Below are 17,809 nucleotides of genomic sequence, written 5' to 3' on the forward strand. Positions count from 1 at the left end.
CGGCAGCCCTTATGCCGAGAACGATGGAGGACACCATGTCACCCCGGCTCGACGCCTCGTATACCCGGACGGCGACGTCGACACCCCCACCGGAACAACTGGATGCCATCGAGGGATTCGTCACGGGGCTCGACCTCCCCGAGATCCCCCCGTACGACGAGGTCGACGCGGTCGACGCGCGAGCCCTGTCCAAGACCCTCTTCGAGCGACTTGAGTCGCTGGAGGAAGGCACGCACGAGTACTCGTACGTACGCAACACGCTCGTCGAACTGAACCTTGCGCTCGTCAAGTTCGCCGCCTCCCGGTTCCGCTCCCGCAGCGAGCCGATGGAGGACATCATCCAGGTCGGCACGGTCGGACTGATCAAGGCGATCGACCGCTTCGAACTGTCCCGTGGCGTCGAGTTCCCAACTTTCGCGATGCCGACCATCATCGGCGAGATCAAGCGTTACTTCCGCGACACGTCGTGGTCGGTGCGGGTCCCGCGCCGCCTGCAGGAACTGCGACTCGACCTCGCCAAGGCGGGCGACGAACTGGCCCAGAAGCTGGACCGCGCCCCCACGGTCGCGGAACTCGCGGAGCGCCTCGGCCTCACGAACGACGAGGTCGTCGAAGGCATGGCCGCCTCCAACGCGTACACGGCCTCCTCCCTGGACGCGCAGCCGGACGAGGACGACTCCGAGGGCGCCCTGGCGGACCGCATCGGCTACGAGGACCACGGTCTGGAGGGCATCGAGTACATCGAGTCCCTGAAGCCGCTGATCGCCGAACTCGCGCCCAGGGACCGGACGATCCTCTCGCTGCGCTTCGTCGCCGGCATGACCCAGTCGGAGATCGGCGAGGAACTGGGCATCTCGCAGATGCATGTGTCCCGGTTGCTGTCCCGGACGCTGGTGCAGCTGCGGAAGGCGCTGACGCTGGACGAGTGACAGGAACGGCTGCCGGGGTCGTACGGCCGTGGGCGCACGGGAGCAGGTCGCTCCCCCGCGCCCACGGTCGTATGCCGGGCGCAGCCCTGTCGCCCACCCTGGCCGTCTCTTTTCGCCAAAGACCTCCCTCGCGCCCCACCCACACCCCAAACTGGCCGGTACGTCAGCAAGGAGCGGGACACCGACGGCCGGCACGAAGGGGCGCACGATGGTCCAGGACAACCCACCCTCGGACGCACGCCTGACCGCACTCCTGCGCACGCCCGCCCCCACCGCGTACCCGGCCCTCCAGGAACTACGCGCCCGCCACCTGCCCGCGGTCCTCGGTTACGCCCGGCTCTGCACGGCCGGTGACGCGGCGGCCCGCCGGCTCGCCGCGCAGACCTTCACCACCGCCGCCCGGGACATCGCGCGCGGCGCCGAGCCGGTCGTCCCCCTGCGCCACCATCTGCTCCTGCTGACCGCGCGGCTGGCCGCCGAGTGGTCGCACGACGAACGCTCCGCCGCCCTGGACCCCGCTCTCCTCCTGGTCCTGAGCTCGACGGGCGCGCCCGAGCCGCCCGTCCCGCCCCTGCTCGCGGCCTTCCAGTCCCTGCCGTCCCGCACCCAGGGCCTGATCTGGTACGGCGTACTGGACCAGGAACCCCCGGCCCGGACCGCCACCCACCTGGACCTGACCCCCGAGGACGTCCGGTACGACACCCCGCCCGCGCTCCAGTCCCTGGCGCAGGCCTGTCTCCGCGGCCGCCTGGCCGCCTCCGACGACCCCCGCTGCGCGGACTTCCGGCGCCTGATCGAGGAGTCGGTACGCCCGGAGAGTCCCCGGCACAGCGCCGACCTGCACGCGCACATGGCCCACTGCCCGCACTGCACGGCCGCGTTCGAGGACCTGACCGCGCTCCGGGACAGCCCGCGCACGGCCCTGGCGGAGGGCCTGCTGCCATGGGGCGGAACGGCGTACGTACGACAGGAGACCTCGTCGGAGCCGCTCCCCGGCCCCGACCCCGACCCCGGCCCTGGCGCGGCGCGCGGACGCCGGTCCCCGTCCCGCCGTCTCCTGCTGACCTCCACGGCCCTGGGCGTGGCCCTCGTACCGCTGATGCTCGTGCTGCTGACCCGGCCGGCCTCGCACGCCCAGAACCCGGCGGCCGCGACTCCGGCACCGCCCACGACCCCTCAGGTGACCGTGACGGCTACGGCGACCGTCTCCCAGTCGCCCTCCGCCGCGAAGCCGTCACACAGCCCGACCCCGACTCCGACCCCTACCCCGTCCCCGACGCACTCCGCGTCACCGGCCCCGTCGCCCGCCCCGAGGCCCCCGGGCGCCGGCTACGCCCAGGTCGTGAACGCCGTCACCGGCCGCTGCCTGGACGTCCGGGGCGGTGCCTTCGACAACGGCACCGATGTCGTCACGGCCGCCTGCTCCGCCTCCGCCACCCAGCGCTGGCGGGTCGACACGGACCGGGGCGTGCTGCAGTCCGCCGCGGACCCCGACTTCTGCCTGGACAGCCGGGGTTCGGTCGACAAGGGCGTCGGCATCTGGGAGTGCTCGTCGGTGGACGGCGACCACGGCGACAACCTCCGCTTCACCGTCGTCTCCGACGGCGAGATCCGCCCGGCCATCGCCATCGAGACGGCCCTCACCCCGAACGGTGACGACCAGCTCTCCCTGGACCCGGTGAACGACGGCACGGCCCAGCGCTGGCGGGCCGGGGCGAGCTGACTCAGCCGACGGCCCGGACGCCCCTGCGCCACACACCGGCGACCAGCGGAACCCCGGGCCGGTAGGCCAGATGGACGTGGCTCGGGGCGTCGAGCAGGATCAGGTCGGCGCGGGAGCCGGGGGTGAGGCGGCCGATGTCGTCCCTCCTCAGGGCCTTCGCGCCGCCCGCCGTAGCCGACCACACCGCCTCGTCCGGGGTCATGCGCATGTCGCGGACGGCCAGGGCGATGCAGAAGGGGACGGACGAGGTGAAGGAGGAGCCCGGGTTGCAGTCCGTGGAGAGGGCGACGGTCACGCCCGCGTCGAGGAGACGGCGGGCGTCCGGCCAGTCGGCGCGGGTGGAGAACTCGGCGCCCGGGAGGAGGGTGGCGACCGTCCCGCTGTTCGCGAGAGCGTCCACGTCCGCGTCGGTGAGGTGCGTGCAGTGGTCGGCGCTCGCCGCGTCCAGCTCGACGGCCAGCTGGACGCCGGGGCCGTAGGAGAGCTGGTTGGCGTGGACGCGGGGGGTCAGGCCCTTCGCCTTGCCCGCCGTGAGGACCGCACGGGCCTGGTCGCCGTCGAAGGCGCCCTTCTCGCAGAAGACGTCGACCCAACGGGCGTACGGGGCACAGGCGTCGAGCATCTCGCCGGTGACCAGGGAGACGTAGGCGGCCGGGTCGTCTGCGTAGTCGGGGGAGACGATGTGCGCGCCGAGGAACGTCACCTCGTCGGTGTGGGCGGCGGCGATGCGCAGGGCCCGCGCCTCGTCCTCGACCGTCAGGCCGTAGCCCGACTTCGTCTCGAAGGTGGTGGTGCCCTGGCGGAGGGCCTCGGCGAGGTAGTGCGTGAGGTTCGCCTCCAGTTCCGCGTCGGTCGCGGCGCGGGTGGCGGCGACGGTGGTGCGGATGCCGCCCGCGGTGTAGGAGCGGCCGGACATCCGGGCGTTGAACTCCTGGGTGCGGTCGCCCGCGAAGACCAGGTGGGAGTGGGAGTCCACGAAGCCCGGCAGCACCGCCCGGCCGCCCGCGTCGATCCGGTTGTCAGTGGCGGGTGCTTTGCTGGATTCACCGGTCCACGCGATGCGGTCGCCGTCGATGACGACGGCCGCGTCCTGGATCAGACCGAGAGGGGAGTTGTCACCGAGGGAGGGGTCGTTGGTGACCAGCGTGGCGATGTTGGTGATGACGGTGCTGCTGCTCATGGTGTCCTCGTGGGTGGTCGTCAGGCGCGGGGGGCTTCGACGGCCCGTCAGGCGCGGAGGGCCTCGACGGCCCGCGCGAGGGCTTGCGGCGCATCGGGGACGAGCGTGTGCGCACCGTCGCGTACGACATGCCGGCCCGCGACGACCGTGTGCCGTACGTCCGCTGCCGTCGCGGCGAATACGGCCGTCTCTGCGCCGAGACGCGGCAGCGTCCCTGCCGTTCTGACCGAGTCGAGCGCGATCGTCGTCAGGTCGGCGAGCATGCCGGTCTCGATGGTGCCGGCGTGGTCCCAGCCGAGGGCGGCGTGGCCGTCGGCGGAGGCGGCGCGCAGCAGGGCGGCGGCCGTCCAGTGGCCCCGGGTGCGGGTGCGCAGCCGCTCGTTCAGCTCCATCGCGCGCGTCTCTTCGAGCAGGTCGATGACGGCGTGGCTGTCGGAGCCGAGGGAGAGCGGCGAGCCCGCCCGCTGGAGGGCGACGGCCGGTCCGATGCCGTCGGCCAGGTCCCGTTCGGTCGTCGGGCACATACAGGTGCCGGTCCCGCTCCCCCCGATCAGCGCGATGTCCTCGTCGGTGAGGTGGGTGTTGTGGACGCCGGTGGTGCGCGGCCCGAGGACACCGTGGTCGGCGAGCAGCCGGGTGGGGGTGCGGCCGTGGGCGGCCAGGCAGGCGTCGTTCTCCGCCGTCTGCTCGGACAGGTGCACATGGAGCGGGGCCCGCCGCTCCTCGGCCCAGCGGGCCACGGTCGCCAACTGGTCGGCGCACACGGCCCGTACCGAGTGGATGGCGGCACCGATCCGCGCGTGATCCCGTTCCTTGAGAACTGAACAGCGTTCGGCCCAGGCCTCCGCGCTGCCGTCGGAGAAGCGCAGCTGGTGGGCGTTGGGCGGCTCGCCGAAGCCCGAGGAGAGGTAGGCGGTGTCGAGGAGGGTGATGCGGATACCGGCGTCGGCGGCGGCCGCGATCAGCGCCTCGCCCATGGCGTTGGGGTCGGCGTACGGGGTGCCGCCGGGGGCGTGGTGGACGTAGTGGAACTCGCCGACGCAGGCGACACCCGCGAGCGCCATCTCGGCGTACACCGCGCGGGCGAGCGCGTGGTAGGTCTCCGGGGTCAGCCGGTCGGCGAAGGAGTACATGAACTCGCGCCAGGTCCAGAAGGTCCCGGAGCCGACCTGGACCGTGCCGCGCAGGGCCCGGTGGAAGGCGTGCGAGTGGGCGTTCGCCAGGCCGGGGAGGGTGAGACCGCTGAGGATCTCGGCCCCCGGCGGCGGGGTGGGGGTGTCCGTGCGGACGGCGGTGATCCGGCCGTCCGCCACCTCCACGGCGACACCCGGCTCGACGTGCGGGTCCAGCCAGGCGTACTCCAACCAGTACGTCGTCCGTGTCGTCACTCGCAGGCCAGCCTTTCCAGTACGTCGGCGAGCGCGCTCACCCCGGCCACGCAGTCGTCCTCGGCCGCGAACTCGGCCGGGGAGTGCGAGACACCGGTGGGGTTGCGCACGAACAGCATGGCGGTCGGGATGCTCCCGGAGAGGATTCCGGCGTCGTGTCCGGCGCCGGTACCCAGGACGGGCACGGTGAGACCGGTGTCCCGGCCCAGAATGCGCCCGAGTTCGTCCCGCAGGGCGTGATCGAACTCGACGACCGGCGTGAACGACTCGCGGATGACATCGAGATCGATGCCGTGCGCCTCCGTGTACTCCCGGGCCGCCTTCTCGATGCCGTCGACGACGGTGTCGAGGGTGGCCTGGTCGGCGGCGCGGGAGTCGAGCCAGCCGCGCACCAGGGAGGGGACGGCGTTGACGCCGTTGGGCTCGACGGCGATCTTGCCGAAGGTGGCGACGGCACCGGCGAGTTCGGCCTCGCGGCGGGCGGCGAGCACGGTCTCGGCGTACGACAGCATGGGGTCGCGCCGGTCGGCCAGCCGGGTGGTGCCGGCGTGGTTGGCCTCGCCCCGGAAGTCGAACCGCCATCGTCCGTGCGGCCAGATGGCACTGGCGACACCGATCCGGTCCCCGCTCAGATCCAGCGCCCGGCCCTGTTCGACATGCAGCTCCACGAAGGCGCCGATGCGGGCGAGCCGTTCGGGGTCGGCGCCGATGGCGTCGGGGTCGTAGCCTGCGGCCTCCATGGCCCGCGGCAGGGTGACCCCGTCCCCGTCGGTCAGCCTGTGCGCCTGCTCGACGGTGAGCTGCCCGGCGGTGAGCCGTGACCCGACACAGGCGAGCCCGAACCGGGCGCCCTCCTCGTCACCGAAGTTGACGATGGCGAGGGGCTTGCTGAACTCCGCTCCCCTGCGGCGGAGTTCATCGAGGGCGGCGAAGGACGACACGACACCGAGGGGCCCGTCGAAGGCCCCGCCGTCCGGAACCGAGTCGAGATGCGACCCGGTGACGACGGCATCCCCGGCGGCGGGATCCCCGAGCCAGGCCCACTGGTTGCCGTTCCGGTCGACCTCGTAGACCAGCCCGCGAGCTTCCGCCTGCGCCTCGAACCAGGCCCGGCACTCGGCATCGGCCCCGGTCCAGGCGAAGCGCCGGTAACCGTGGGAGTCGGAATGCCGGCCGATGGGGAGCAGCTCCCGCCACATGGAGTGGAAGGAGCTACCACCGACAGGCTGCGGCCGACCGCCCGGCCCGGCCTGCGGGCGGTCGCTCCGCACAGGGTGCCGACCCTCGCCCCCCACAGGCTCCGACCCGCCGTCGCCCACAACCCGCACAGACTGCCGACCGCCGCCCCGCACAGCCTCCGGCCCGTCGTCCGCCGTCGGCTGTACAGGCTGTGGGCAGTCGTTCCGCAGGGCGGAGCGGGTGGGCGCGGCCGCGCCCGCGCTCGGCGACGAGGCCTCAGCCCCCGCCGAAGCGTCGCCGCTCCGTGTCACGCCGACTCACCCTCACGCATGGGCACCCGCACGCCCCGCTCGTCCGCCACCGACTCCGCGATGTCGTACCCGGCGTCCACGTGCCGGATGACACCCATCCCGGGGTCGTTGGTCAGCACCCGGCGGATCTTCTCGCCGCCCAGCTTCGTACCGTCGGCCACCGTCACCTGTCCCGCGTGGATGGAGCGCCCCATGCCCACCCCGCCGCCATGGTGGATGGAGACCCAGGACGCACCCGACGCCACGTTCACCATGGCGTTCAGCAGCGGCCAGTCGGCGATCGCGTCGGACCCGTCCAGCATGGCCTCCGTCTCGCGGTAGGGGGAGGCCACGGAGCCGCAGTCCAGGTGGTCGCGGCCGATCGCCAGCGGTGCCGCCAGCTCGCCGCTCGCCACCATGTCGTTGAACCGCTCACCGGCCTTGTCCCGCTCGCCGTAGCCGAGCCAGCAGATACGCGCCGGCAGACCCTGGAAGTGGACCCGCTCACCGGCCAGCTTGATCCAGCGGGCGAGGGACTCGTTCTCCGGGAACAGCTCCAGGATCGCCTTGTCGGTCTTGGCGATGTCGGAGGCCTCACCGGACAGGGCCGCCCACCGGAAGGGGCCCTTGCCCTCGCAGAACAGGGGACGGATGTACGCCGGGACGAAGCCGGGGAAGGCGAACGCCCGCTCGTAGCCGGCCAGCTGCGCCTCGCCGCGGATGGAGTTGCCGTAGTCGAAGACCTCGGCGCCGGCGTCCATGAAACCGACCATGGCCTCGACGTGCTTGGCCATCGACTCCCGGGCGCGGGTCGTGAAGCCCGCAGGGTCCTTGGCCGCCGCGTCCGCCATGTCCTCGAAGGCGACGCCCACCGGCAGGTACGCCAGCGGGTCGTGCGCCGAGGTCTGGTCGGTGACGATGTCGATGGGCGCGTTCATCGCGAGCAGCTGCGGGACCAGCTCGGCCGCGTTGCCGAGGACGCCGATGGACAGCGGGCGGCGGGCGTCGCGGGCCTCGGTGGCCAGCTGGAGGGCGTGGTCGAGCGAGTCGGCCTTCACGTCGAGGTAGCGGTGCTCGATGCGGCGCTCGATGGCACGCGGGTCGCAGTCGACGCAGATGGCGACGCCGTCGTTCATGGTGACGGCGAGGGGCTGGGCGCCGCCCATGCCGCCGAGGCCGGCGGTGAGGGTGATGGTCCCGGCGAGGGTGCCGTTGAACTTCTTCGCGGCGACGGCGGCGAAGGTCTCGTAGGTGCCCTGGAGGATGCCCTGGGTGCCGATGTAGATCCAGGAGCCGGCGGTCATCTGGCCGTACATGGTCAGGCCGAGGGCCTCCAGACGGCGGAACTCCTCCCAGTTGGCCCAGTCGCCGACCAGGTTGGAGTTGGCGATGAGGACGCGCGGGGCCCACTCGTGGGTCTGCATCACGCCGACCGGGCGGCCGGACTGGACCAGCATGGTCTCGTCCTGCTTGAGGGTGCGCAGCGTGCGGACCATGGCGTCGAAGGAGCGCCAGTCGCGGGCGGCCTTGCCGGTGCCGCCGTAGACGACGAGCTTGTCGGGATGCTCGGCGACCTCGGGGTCGAGGTTGTTCTGCAGCATCCGCAGGGCGGCCTCCTGCTGCCATCCCAGGGCGCTCAGTTCCGTACCGCGCGGTGCTCGTACGGGGCGGGGTCCTGACATGGTCTGCCTCCTAGCGAATGACGGCCAGTGAAGTGTTCCTGTGGTTATTCGGTTATTCACATCCTGTCCCGATGAATAGAACTAGTCAATACATCGGTCCGCCAGCGTGGCCGCGTTCCGGGTGTTTGGCTGGACTTATGGACCTTAAGGGAGCGGATGACGACATGTCGGGGGACGCCGTGGCAGAGAACGAAGCAGGCAACGAAGCGAGCACCGACGACGGTGAGCGGGTCGTGCGGCGGGACGAGGCCGTACTGGCGGCCGTGGAGCAGGGGCTGCTGGGCCCGGACGCGCCGATCGCAGGCCTGCTGGACGTGACCGGCATCCGCGCGTCGGTGGCGGCGTTGCGCCAGGCGTTCGAGGCGGTCGCGGCCCCCGGAACCGCGATCCTGCACGCCTTCGCGGTGAAGGCGAACCCGCTGGTGCCGGTGGTGCGGCTGCTGGCCGGAGAGGGCATCGGCGCCGAGGTGGCCAGCGCGGGCGAGCTGGCTCTGGCGCGGGCGGCCGGGGTGCCGGTGGAGCGGACGGTGTTCGACGCGCCCGCCAAGACCGAGGCGGAGCTGCGCGAGGCGCTGGCACTGGGCGTCGCCGTGAACGCGGACAACCCGCAGGAACTGGCCAGGATCGACGCTCTGGTGAACGAGGAGGTGCCCACCGGTGGCCGTCCCCGTTCGCCGCTCGGGATCCGGGTGAACCCGCAGATCGGGGCCGGGACCATCGGCGCCACCTCCACCGCGACGGCGACCTCGAAGTTCGGGGTGGGGCTGCGGGACGAGGGGGCGCGGGAGTGGGTCGTACGGGCGTTCGCGGAGCGGCCGTGGCTGACGCGGCTGCATGCGCACGTCGGGTCGCAGGGGATCTCGCTGCCGCTGCTGGCGCGGGGCGTGGCGGAGACGTACGAACTGGCCGAGGAGATCAACGCGCGCGTGGGGCGGCAGCAGGTCGACACCCTCGACATCGGCGGTGGGCTGTCGGTCAACTTCGCGTCGGAGGCGACGGAGCCGACGTACGCGCAGTACGCGCGGCTGCTCGCGGAGGCGGTACCGGGGCTGTTCGACGGGCGGTACGGGCTGGTGACGGAGTTCGGGCGGTCGCTGCTGGCCCGGCACGGGACGGTGGTGGCAAGGGTGGAGTACGCCAAGAGCTCCGGCGGGCGGCGGATCGCGTTGACACACGCGGGCGTGCAGGTGGCGCCGCGGACGGTGTACGCGCCGGGGGCGTGGCCGATCAGGATCGCCGCTTACGACGGCAAGGGGCGGCCGAAGGAGGGGCCGGCGGTGGTGCAGGACGTGGCGGGGCCGGCCTGTTTCGCGGGTGACCTGCTCGCCGAGGGGCGCTCGCTGCCGGCGCTGGAGCAGGGGGACTACGCGGCGGCGCTGGACACCGGGGCGTACTACTTCGGCAGTCACTACTCCTACAACTCCCTGGCCCGGCCGGGGGTTTACGGCTTCGCGCCGGACGGTGAGGGAGGCGTGGCGTTCGCCGTCGTGCGGGAGCCGCAGATGGTCGCGGAGATCGTGGCCGAATCCGGTGGGGCGCACGCGGACGCGCTCACCACCCTGCGCGCAACCGGGAGCCGTTGAGACACCTGGGACAGAGGGATCAACTGGTGTGAAAAGCAGCTCAGTTGACCAACACTAGTCTGCCGGACGCATGTTCCACTGGAAAATGCCAAACGCATCACTCCCCTCGCACACGTTGCGTAGTGTCGGCGTCACTCAACCGGAGAGCCAGGCGGTGGAAGGGGAGCCACGGTGCCCGGAATCGACGAGTGCTTACTTGAAGCGATGCGACTGCCCGGTGCCCGGGGGGCCGCGTTGGTCGACTGGACGAGCGGCCTGGCCCTGGGCACGGTCGGGGAGGCGCCCGGCGGTGATCACGAGACCACCGCGGCGGAGGCCGCCGAACTGGCCCGGCTGGCCGCCGAGCACGGGGCGTTCAGCACGGAGGACGACACCGAGGTGAGCCCTCCGGTGGAGGACCTGATCGTCAGCAACCGGGACAGCTACCACCTGCTGCGCTTCGTGGTCACGTCCTTCGACGCCACTGTGTTCCTGCATCTGTGGCTGGCCCGCGAGGACGGCAATCTCGCCCTCGCCCGGATCCGGCTCGGCGAGATGGCCGAGCGGCTGGTGCTGGGATGACCGTGGTCGACATACCTCCGCCGCTGCCGGTCCGGGACCGGGCGGCCCTGCACGACCGGGCGGCCGGCGCGCTCTCGCCGATGCTGATACGCCTCGCCGAGGAGCGGGCCACCGGTGTCCTGGTCCGCGAGCACGGCGCCCTGCACCTGGCCGAGGGCCGCGTGGTGCACGCCGAGAGCCCCCTTGCCCCCGGCCTCGACGTGCTCCTCACGGCCCGCGGCACGCTCGACGCGGCGGTCTGGCCCTGGACCGACGACATACCCGCCGCCACGCACCGGCTGCTGGACGCCGGCCTGCTGCCGAAGGGTGCTCTGGAACTGTGCCGCCTCGGCGCGCTGTACGACGCCGGGTACTTCGCGCTCGCCCCCAGCAGCACCCCGGGCCGGTTCCGATACGGCCCGCCGGCCGCCGCCGGCCCCTTCCAGGCGGTCCCCGCCACCGCCCTGGAGCGCGAGACACTGCGCCGACGCGAGCTGCTGCACCGGATCTGGCCCGACCCGTCGACGGACGGCGCCCCGCTGATCCGCGTCGACCCGGTAGCGGCACCGCCGGTCACCCAGCGCCAGCGGGCGGTCCTGGACCGGGTGGACGGCGTCCGCACCGCCCCGGAGATCGCCCGGGAGCTGGGCCGGCCGGCCTTCCACACCCTGGTGGACATCCGGCGGCTGGCGGCGGCCGGACTCCTCGCCCCGAGGAGCACCACGGCCGCCCCGCCCCGGCTCCCCCCGGTCACCGACCCCGACATCGCGCTGCTGAAGAGGCTCAGGGATGCGCTGGAGGCCCTTTGAACGGCACCGCCCCGCCGAGAGGAGACAGCTGATGGCGGCAGAACCCGGCAGCTCCGACAGAGCAGCCGTCCTCGACGAACTACGCCGGCTACGCACCCGGATGCCCCAGCTCACCGGCGCCCTCGCGGCCGGCGTCGACGGCCTGGTCGTCGCCCACGACTGTCCGGGCGTCGACCCGGAGGGCCTCGCCGCCCTCACCGCGGCCGAACTCGGCGTCGCCGTGCGGGTCTCCGACGCCACCGGCAAGGGCGAGCTCAGGGAGCTGCTGGTACGCGGCGAGGACGGCTATGTCGCCACCTACGCCGCCGGCCGCAGCGCCGTACTCACCCTGCTCGCCGAGGACCGGGTGAACGTCGGCCGGCTCCACCTGGAGGGCCGCCGCGCCGCCGCCCGGGTCGGAGAGCTGGTCGACGCCGCCGAGGCCGCCGCCAAGGCTCAGCGCCCGGCCCGCACCACAGCAGCCACACGGACCAGAACCACGCGCACGCCACGTACCAGCACCACCACCGACGCGCGCACCGCAACCGACAGTTGAAGGGAAACAGAGAGTCATGGCCAACACCGAAACCGCGCTGAAAGAGGCCCTCACCTCCATCGAGGGCGCCACCGGCGTCGCGCTCGTCGACTACACCAGCGGGATGGCGCTGGGCACGATGGGCGGCAGCAAGACCTTCGACCTCAACGTGGCCGCGGCCGGCAACACGGACGTGATCCGCGCCAAGATGCGCACCATGGAGCACCTGGGGCTCAAGGGCGAGATCGAGGACATCCTGATCACGCTCTCCAGCCAGTACCACCTGATCCGGCTGCTCAAGGGCCGCGGCGGCAACGGTCTCTTCCTCTACCTGGTGCTCGACATCTCCCGGTCGAACCTGGCGATGGCCCGGCACCAGCTGAAGAGGATCGAGCAGGACCTGGAGGTCTGACCCCCGGGTTCCGGGTTCACACCAGCGCCGCGGTGCGGCGGCGCGCCCCGCCCGGGGCCGCGTCGCCCGCCGCGATGCCGGTGCCGCGATACGCCTTGACGGCCTTGCCCACCGGACGGCCGCCGCGCCCGTCGAGCCAGTCGACGCGCAGCCACACCAGCTGCTCCTCGGCCCGCTCCCGGCGGCCCAGCCAGGCCGCCTTAAGCCGCAGCCCGGTGCCGGTCCCGGCGAGCAGCATGCCGCCGGCGGCCGGCACCGCGAAGGCGCTGCCGAGCGCGACGGCGAAGGCCAGCAGCAGCCACCAGCGGTGCCCCCGGCGCCAGTTCCGCACGGTCACCGCCCGGTCCTGGAGCACATCGTGCTTGCCGGCCCGGGCGGCACCGCGCAGCAGCGCGGTGTACCGCTTGCGGCGGGTGAGCGCCACGACGGCGGCGCCGACGATGAACAGCGCGGCCCCGGCCATGACGCCGATCCGCCGCCCGGTGAGCCCCTCGGGCAGCACCCCGATCCCGGCCGCGAACACCCCGAACCACCACAGCGGCGCGGCCCCGGCCCGTACGACCACGGCCACCCGGGCCAGGCCCTGTCCTCCTCGTACCCCTCGTCCCGCACGCGCCATGTCCGCAGCCTCCTCGCCGGTGTCGGCCCAGTCAGTCCGTAGGGCGGGACGCTAACCAGAGAAGGTGAGACGAGTCTTAAAGCGGGCTGTTCGACAAGCGGGTTGTCCGACTGATTGTTATTCGACGAACAGCCCCCGGGCCGCCGCCCGCGCGTCGAACTCCTCCAGGCGGGCCTGGGCGTCCGGCAGGTCGTCGGCCATCGCCTCCAGGAGCACCCGCCCGAGCAGCATCGGCGCGCACGCCGTGTCGAAGGCGAGCCCGGTGCCGACCGCCGCGGGCAGCAGCAGGTCGGAGGCCTTGGCCACGGGCGCGAAGGCGGAGTCGGCGACGGTCACGACCGTCAGCCCGGCCTCCTTGGCGTAGCCCAGGATGTCCACGACCTCGCGCGGATGCCGGGGCAGCGCGAAGCACAGCAGTGCCGAGGCGCCGGCGCGTACGGCCGCGTCGATACGGTCGTGGATCATCGTGCCGCCCTCGTTGAGCAGCCGGACGTCCGGGTGGACCTTGGCGGCGAAGTAGGCGAAGCCGTAGGCCTGCGAGGCGGCGGCGCGCAGGCCGAGCACCGGCAGCGGCCGGGAGGCGGCGAGCATCCGGCCGGCCTGCTGCACCGGGCGCGGATCGGCTAGCACCTCGGCGAGGTGCCGCAGGTTCTCGATCTCGGCCTCGACGGCCTGCTGGTACTCGTTGTACGACCCGTTGCCGGCCGCCTGCTCGGGGGGCACCACCTCGCGCAGGTGCTTGCGCAGCGCCGGGTAGCCGTCGAAGCCGAGGGCGACCGCGAACCGGGTCACGGACGGCTGGCTGACCCCGGCCAGTTCGGCCAGCTCCACGCTGGACAGGAAGGGCACGTCGGCGGCGCGCCGCACCATGCTGTGCGCGATGCGCCGCTGGGTCGGCGTCAGCCGGTGCCCCTCGAAGAGCGCCTGCAACCGTGTCGCAGGGCTGTCGGTCACGTTCATGACGTGCTCCCCCTCCAGATGTCCGTGAACCGGTCGAGCAGTCCGGCGGCCGCCGTGACGTCGTCCGTGAGCGGCCGGTCGGCCACCTCCGCCTCAAGCACCGCCTCGGCGAGCTCCAGCGCCAGCCCCACCCCCAGCCCGGGTTCGGGCCGAAGCTCGCGCTGGCGCAGCGCCCTTACGGCGGCCACGAGTTCGCAACCGACCACCAGACGGTACGCACGGCAGGCGCGCAGCGTTTGACGGGCGGCGAGCGAGGCGAAACTGGCCTGCTCCTCGACGCCTCGGGAGAGTACAGCGTGCCCGAGGGAGGCGGGCGCGGAGAAGGCGCGCAGATCGCCGAGGGCGGCGCCGGCGGCGTACTCCAGGATCATCACGCCGGAGGAGGCGGGCTCGTGGTCGGCGAGGAAGGGGCGCAGTCGGGTGAAGGCGGGCTCGTTGAGGGAGGACAGCCGGGAGGTGGACAGGCGCGCGACCTGGGTGACGGCGAGCCTGAAGTGGTCCAGGGCGAGGGCGAGTTGGGCCTGGTAGAAGCCGCCGTGGTGGTAGGCGGCGAGGTCCTCCGACGAGATGAGGGGGTTCTCGGCGGCCGCGTTGATCTCGACGGCCAGAACCTGCTCCAGGGCGTCGGCGGCATCGAGCGCGGGACCGTGGATCTGGGGCAGGCAGCGGAAGCCGTACGGGTCCTGGATACGGCCCAGCGGCGGGGTCGGCCGGTCGGCGGCGCCGATCAACTCGCGCATCCGGCGGGCGACTTCGACACTGCCCCGGTGCGGGCGGGCCGCGTGCACCGGCGCCGCGTAGGCCTCGTGGGAGCCGTCGACGGCCAGCAGCGAGAGTGCGGCCACGACCTGGGTGGCCTCGATCAGGCCGCGCAGCTCGTGCAGGGCGAGCGCCGACTGGCCGAGGGTGAGGGCGTTGCTGCTGATAAGGGCCAGGGCGTCGTTGTTGTCGAGGGGCTGGGGATCCGGGGCCTTCTCGCCCCGCCAGGGGTGCTCCCCGGCCAGCGCCAGCCCCACCTGGGCCAGTGCGGCGATGTCGCCGGTGCCGACCGAGCCGAACTCGTTGACGACCGGGTACGCCCCCGCCTCCAGCGCCTCGCACAGGGCGGTGACGACACTCGGCCGCAGTCCCGCGCCGCCCGCCAGCAGTTGGTTGGCCCGCACCGCGAGCATCGCGCGCACCTGCCGGGCCGGCAGTTCCTCGCCGATCGCGCCGGCGTGGCTGCGCAGCAGCCGCAGCCCGTGCCCCGCGGCCGCCTCGGTGGGTACGTCCTCGTTCCGGTTGGCGCCGACGCCGGTCGAACGGCCGTAGACGCGGCCGGTCGCGGCGATCTGCCGGGCGGCGTTCCAGGACTCCTCCGCGCGCCGCATTCCGTCCGTGCCGGGGACCGGCCGGGCGGTGCCGTCGGCGAGTCGTACGACGTCCTCGACGCCCATTCCGATGCCGTCGAGGATCACCAGGCCGGAATGCGCAATTCCGGGTGCGTCCACGATGCGAGACGACAACACGCCCAAACTCCCCTCAAACGGACACCTGATCTTGCCTTGCGGTCATCCGTTACCTCGGATTAACGCCAGACCGTTGACAAGCTATTCACCTACGAAGAACTCTGCATGACGTTATACAGCCGGGCAAGGGACATCTCATGATCCAGTTCGACGCGGTCCACAAGCGCTTCCCCAACGGCACGACAGCAGTCCACGACCTCTCCCTGGAGATGCCGGAGGGCGGGGTGACCGTCCTGGTCGGCTCCTCCGGCTGCGGCAAGACCACCACCCTGCGGATGATCAACCGGATGGTCGATCCGACCTCCGGCACCATCAAGGTCGGCGGCAGGGACGTCCTCGAACAGGACGCGGCCGAGCTGCGCCGTTCCATCGGGTACGTCATCCAGCAGGCCGGGCTCTTCCCGCACCGCACGGTGCTGGACAACATAGCCACCGTCCCGCTGCTGCTCGGCTGGAACCGCAGGAAGGCCCGCGCCCGCGCCGCCGAACTGCTGGAGACCGTGGGCCTCGCCGCCGACTCCGGCAAGCGCTACCCGCACCAGCTCTCCGGCGGCCAGCAGCAGCGCGTCGGCGTGGCCCGCGCGCTCGCCGCCGACCCGCCGGTGCTGCTGATGGACGAGCCGTTCGGCGCGGTCGACCCGGTGGTGCGCGCCCAGCTCCAGGTCGAACTGCTCCGACTTCAGAAGGAGTTGAACAAGACGATCGTCTTCGTCACCCATGACATCGACGAGGCGGTCCGGCTCGGCGACCGTATCGCCGTCTTCCGCACCGGCGGCCATCTCGTCCAGTGCGCCCCGCCCGCCGAGCTGCTGGCCCGCCCGGCCGACGACTTCGTGGCCGACTTCCTGGGCGCCGAGCGCGGACTGAAACTGCTCTCGCTGAAGACCCTCGCGGGCCTCCCGCAGGGCCCGGCACCGGAGGGCGGCGACTGGACCCTCGTACGCGACGCGGCGAACAAGCCCCTGCACTGGGCTTCGAAGGACGCCGAACTCCCCGTACGGCCGCTGACGGACGACGACTCCCTGCTGGCGGCGCTGAACGAGTCGATCGCCTCGCCGACCGGGCTGATAGCCCGGGTCGACTTCCAGGGAGTCCTCACCGGCGTCTCGTCCCGCGACGACATCCACGCGCACGCCGGCCAGGCCCACACCGAGGCCCGGGTGGTGGCCGCATGACCATCGACTGGTCGTGGATAGGCGACCACACCGACGACCTCACCAGCCTCACGTTCTCCCATCTCCAGGCGGCGATGACCGCGGTCTTCCTCGGTCTGCTGATCTCGCTCCCGCTCGCGGTCGTCGCCCACCGGGTCCGCCCGCTGCGCGGCTTCCTGCTCGGACTCTCCAACGTGCTCTTCACGATCCCGTCGATCGCGATCTTCGTCCTGCTGCTGCCGATCAGCGGTCTGACCCGCACCACCACGGTCATCGGCCTGACCGTCTACACGCTGGTCGTGCTGCTGCGGAACACGGTCGAGGGGCTGGACTCGGTCCCCGCGAAGACCAAGGAGGCGGCCAAGGCGATGGGCACCCGCCCGCTGCGCACCCTCCTCACGGTCGAGCTCCCGCTGGCCCTCCCCGTGATCATGGCGGGCGTCCGCATCGCCACCGTCATGTCCATCTCGCTGGTGAGTGTCGCCACCTACATCGGCGACGGCGGCCTCGGCCAGCTCTTCACCGACGGCTTCCAGCGCGACTTCCCGACCCCGGTGATCGTGGGCGTGGTGCTCACGATCCTGCTCGCGGTGGTCGCCGACGCCCTGCTGGTGGCCCTCCAGTACGTCCTCACCCCGTGGCGCAGGAGGCGAGCCTGAGATGTACGAGCTGTTCAAGAACCTCGGCACCTGGCTGACCAGCGGTTCCCAGTGGGCCGGCCCGGACGGCATCGGCCACCGGCTCGCCGAGCACCTCCAGTACTCGCTCCTCGCGACCCTGATCGCCGCCGCGATCGGCCTGCCCCTCGGTCTGCTGATCGGCCACACCGGCAAGGGCGCGTTCGTCGCCATCAACCTGGCGTCCTTCGGCCGCGCGCTGCCCACCGTCGGCCTGGTCGTCCTGGTCTTCCTGGCCGGCGGTCTGTCGATGCTGCCGGTCTACGTGGCGCTGGTCGCCCTCGCCGTGCCGGCGATCGTCACCAACACCTACGCCGGGATGACGGCCGTCGACCCGGACGTCCGCGACGCGGCCCGCGGCCAGGGCTTGCGCGGCCACCAGGTGCTGTTCCAGGTCGAGTTGCCGCTCGCACTCCCCCTGATCATGACGGGCCTGCGGCTGGCGCTCATCCAGGTCGTGGCCACCGCGACCATCGCCGCATACGTCTCCTTCGGCGGCCTCGGCCGCTACGTCTTCGACGGACTCGCCCAGCGTGACCTCGTCCAGGTGCTCGGCGGCGCGGTGCTGGTCGCGGTCGTCGCCATCGTCCTGGACCTGCTGCTGAGCGGTCTCCAGCGCTTCCTCTTCCGCCACCGCACTGCCTAGGGACAGGGACCCCCTC

The 17,809-nt window shown here is 72.4% G+C and carries 17 protein-coding genes; 10 read left to right on the forward strand and 7 right to left on the reverse strand.

The window, feature by feature from the left end:
- The first annotated feature begins 35 nt into the window (after window positions 1–35).
- Both ACZ7OO_RS17665 and ACZ7OO_RS17670 read left to right on the forward strand, forming a co-directional pair.
- The gene (locus ACZ7OO_RS17665) at window positions 36–929 is read left to right on the forward strand and encodes an RNA polymerase sigma factor SigF (protein ID WP_471505623.1); all 894 of its coding nucleotides are present in this window, start codon (window positions 36–38) and stop codon (window positions 927–929) included.
- A 208-nt stretch (window positions 930–1,137) separates the two neighbouring features.
- The gene (locus ACZ7OO_RS17670; protein ID WP_471505625.1) at window positions 1,138–2,652 is read left to right on the forward strand and encodes a ricin-type beta-trefoil lectin domain protein; all 1,515 of its coding nucleotides are present in this window, start codon (window positions 1,138–1,140) and stop codon (window positions 2,650–2,652) included.
- A gap of 1 nt (window position 2,653) precedes the next feature.
- On the opposite strand, the gene hutI is transcribed toward ACZ7OO_RS17670, so the two are convergent.
- The 4 genes from hutI to hutU all read right to left on the reverse strand — a co-directional run bounded on the left by hutI (window position 2,654) and on the right by hutU (window position 8,371).
- The gene (gene hutI, locus ACZ7OO_RS17675; RefSeq protein WP_471505627.1) at window positions 2,654–3,832 is read right to left on the reverse strand and encodes an imidazolonepropionase; all 1,179 of its coding nucleotides are present in this window, start codon (window positions 3,830–3,832) and stop codon (window positions 2,654–2,656) included.
- A gap of 47 nt (window positions 3,833–3,879) precedes the next feature.
- Window positions 3,880–5,220: a formimidoylglutamate deiminase gene (locus ACZ7OO_RS17680; protein ID WP_471505629.1), complete on the reverse strand. Its 1,341-nt coding sequence runs from the start codon at window positions 5,218–5,220 to the stop codon at window positions 3,880–3,882.
- Entirely contained in the window at window positions 5,217–6,419 is a 1,203-nt protein-coding gene (locus tag ACZ7OO_RS17685; RefSeq protein WP_471505962.1) for an allantoate amidohydrolase, read from the reverse strand. Before ACZ7OO_RS17685 ends, ACZ7OO_RS17680 begins: the two co-directional genes overlap by 4 nt.
- 287 nt (window positions 6,420–6,706) lie before the next feature.
- Complete coding sequence (gene hutU / locus ACZ7OO_RS17690) at window positions 6,707–8,371, reverse strand: urocanate hydratase (protein ID WP_471505631.1); 1,665 nt, start codon at window positions 8,369–8,371, stop codon at window positions 6,707–6,709.
- Window positions 8,372–8,535: 164 nt separating this feature from the next.
- Between hutU and ACZ7OO_RS17695 the strand changes: the two genes are divergently transcribed.
- From ACZ7OO_RS17695 to ACZ7OO_RS17715, 5 genes are all read left to right on the forward strand, one after another.
- Window positions 8,536–9,954, forward strand: coding sequence for a type III PLP-dependent enzyme domain-containing protein (locus ACZ7OO_RS17695; protein ID WP_471505633.1), 1,419 nt, complete (start codon window positions 8,536–8,538; stop codon window positions 9,952–9,954).
- A 171-nt stretch (window positions 9,955–10,125) separates the two neighbouring features.
- Window positions 10,126–10,515 (forward strand): hypothetical protein, encoded by a 390-nt coding sequence (locus ACZ7OO_RS17700; protein ID WP_089102296.1) that lies wholly within the window; start codon window positions 10,126–10,128, stop codon window positions 10,513–10,515.
- On the forward strand, window positions 10,512–11,303 hold the full coding sequence (locus ACZ7OO_RS17705; protein ID WP_471505636.1) for a transcriptional regulator: 792 nt from the start codon (window positions 10,512–10,514) through the stop codon (window positions 11,301–11,303). The genes ACZ7OO_RS17700 and ACZ7OO_RS17705 overlap by 4 nt, the downstream gene beginning before the upstream one ends.
- A gap of 31 nt (window positions 11,304–11,334) precedes the next feature.
- The gene (locus tag ACZ7OO_RS17710) at window positions 11,335–11,838 is read left to right on the forward strand and encodes a roadblock/LC7 domain-containing protein (protein ID WP_471505638.1); all 504 of its coding nucleotides are present in this window, start codon (window positions 11,335–11,337) and stop codon (window positions 11,836–11,838) included.
- A 16-nt stretch (window positions 11,839–11,854) separates the two neighbouring features.
- Complete coding sequence (locus ACZ7OO_RS17715) at window positions 11,855–12,229, forward strand: hypothetical protein (RefSeq protein ID WP_471505640.1); 375 nt, start codon at window positions 11,855–11,857, stop codon at window positions 12,227–12,229.
- A gap of 16 nt (window positions 12,230–12,245) precedes the next feature.
- Here ACZ7OO_RS17715 and ACZ7OO_RS17720 read toward each other — a convergent pair whose 3' ends face one another.
- From ACZ7OO_RS17720 to ACZ7OO_RS17730, 3 genes are all read right to left on the reverse strand, one after another.
- The gene (locus tag ACZ7OO_RS17720; RefSeq protein WP_471505642.1) at window positions 12,246–12,848 is read right to left on the reverse strand and encodes a hypothetical protein; all 603 of its coding nucleotides are present in this window, start codon (window positions 12,846–12,848) and stop codon (window positions 12,246–12,248) included.
- Window positions 12,849–12,965: 117 nt separating this feature from the next.
- Window positions 12,966–13,808, reverse strand: a complete 843-nt coding sequence (locus ACZ7OO_RS17725; RefSeq protein ID WP_471505644.1) for a MurR/RpiR family transcriptional regulator — start codon at window positions 13,806–13,808, stop codon at window positions 12,966–12,968.
- Window positions 13,805–15,313, reverse strand: coding sequence for an aromatic amino acid ammonia-lyase (locus tag ACZ7OO_RS17730; protein WP_471505963.1), 1,509 nt, complete (start codon window positions 15,311–15,313; stop codon window positions 13,805–13,807). The genes ACZ7OO_RS17725 and ACZ7OO_RS17730 overlap by 4 nt, the downstream gene beginning before the upstream one ends.
- A gap of 140 nt (window positions 15,314–15,453) precedes the next feature.
- Here ACZ7OO_RS17730 and ACZ7OO_RS17735 point away from each other — a divergent pair, with 140 nt between their 5' ends.
- The 3 genes from ACZ7OO_RS17735 to ACZ7OO_RS17745 are packed head-to-tail and all read left to right on the forward strand — an operon-like array spanning window position 15,454 to window position 17,793.
- On the forward strand, window positions 15,454–16,491 hold the full coding sequence (locus tag ACZ7OO_RS17735; protein WP_471505646.1) for an ABC transporter ATP-binding protein: 1,038 nt from the start codon (window positions 15,454–15,456) through the stop codon (window positions 16,489–16,491).
- Window positions 16,488–17,129: an ABC transporter permease gene (locus ACZ7OO_RS17740; protein ID WP_352220241.1), complete on the forward strand. Its 642-nt coding sequence runs from the start codon at window positions 16,488–16,490 to the stop codon at window positions 17,127–17,129. The genes ACZ7OO_RS17735 and ACZ7OO_RS17740 overlap by 4 nt, the downstream gene beginning before the upstream one ends.
- A 1-nt stretch (window position 17,130) precedes the next feature.
- A complete protein-coding gene (locus tag ACZ7OO_RS17745; RefSeq protein ID WP_471505649.1) occupies window positions 17,131–17,793 on the forward strand; it encodes an ABC transporter permease in 663 nt (220 codons plus the stop codon).
- The last annotated feature ends 16 nt before the right edge of the window (window positions 17,794–17,809 follow it).

The organism is Streptomyces sp. NPDC111744, assembly GCF_055634995.1.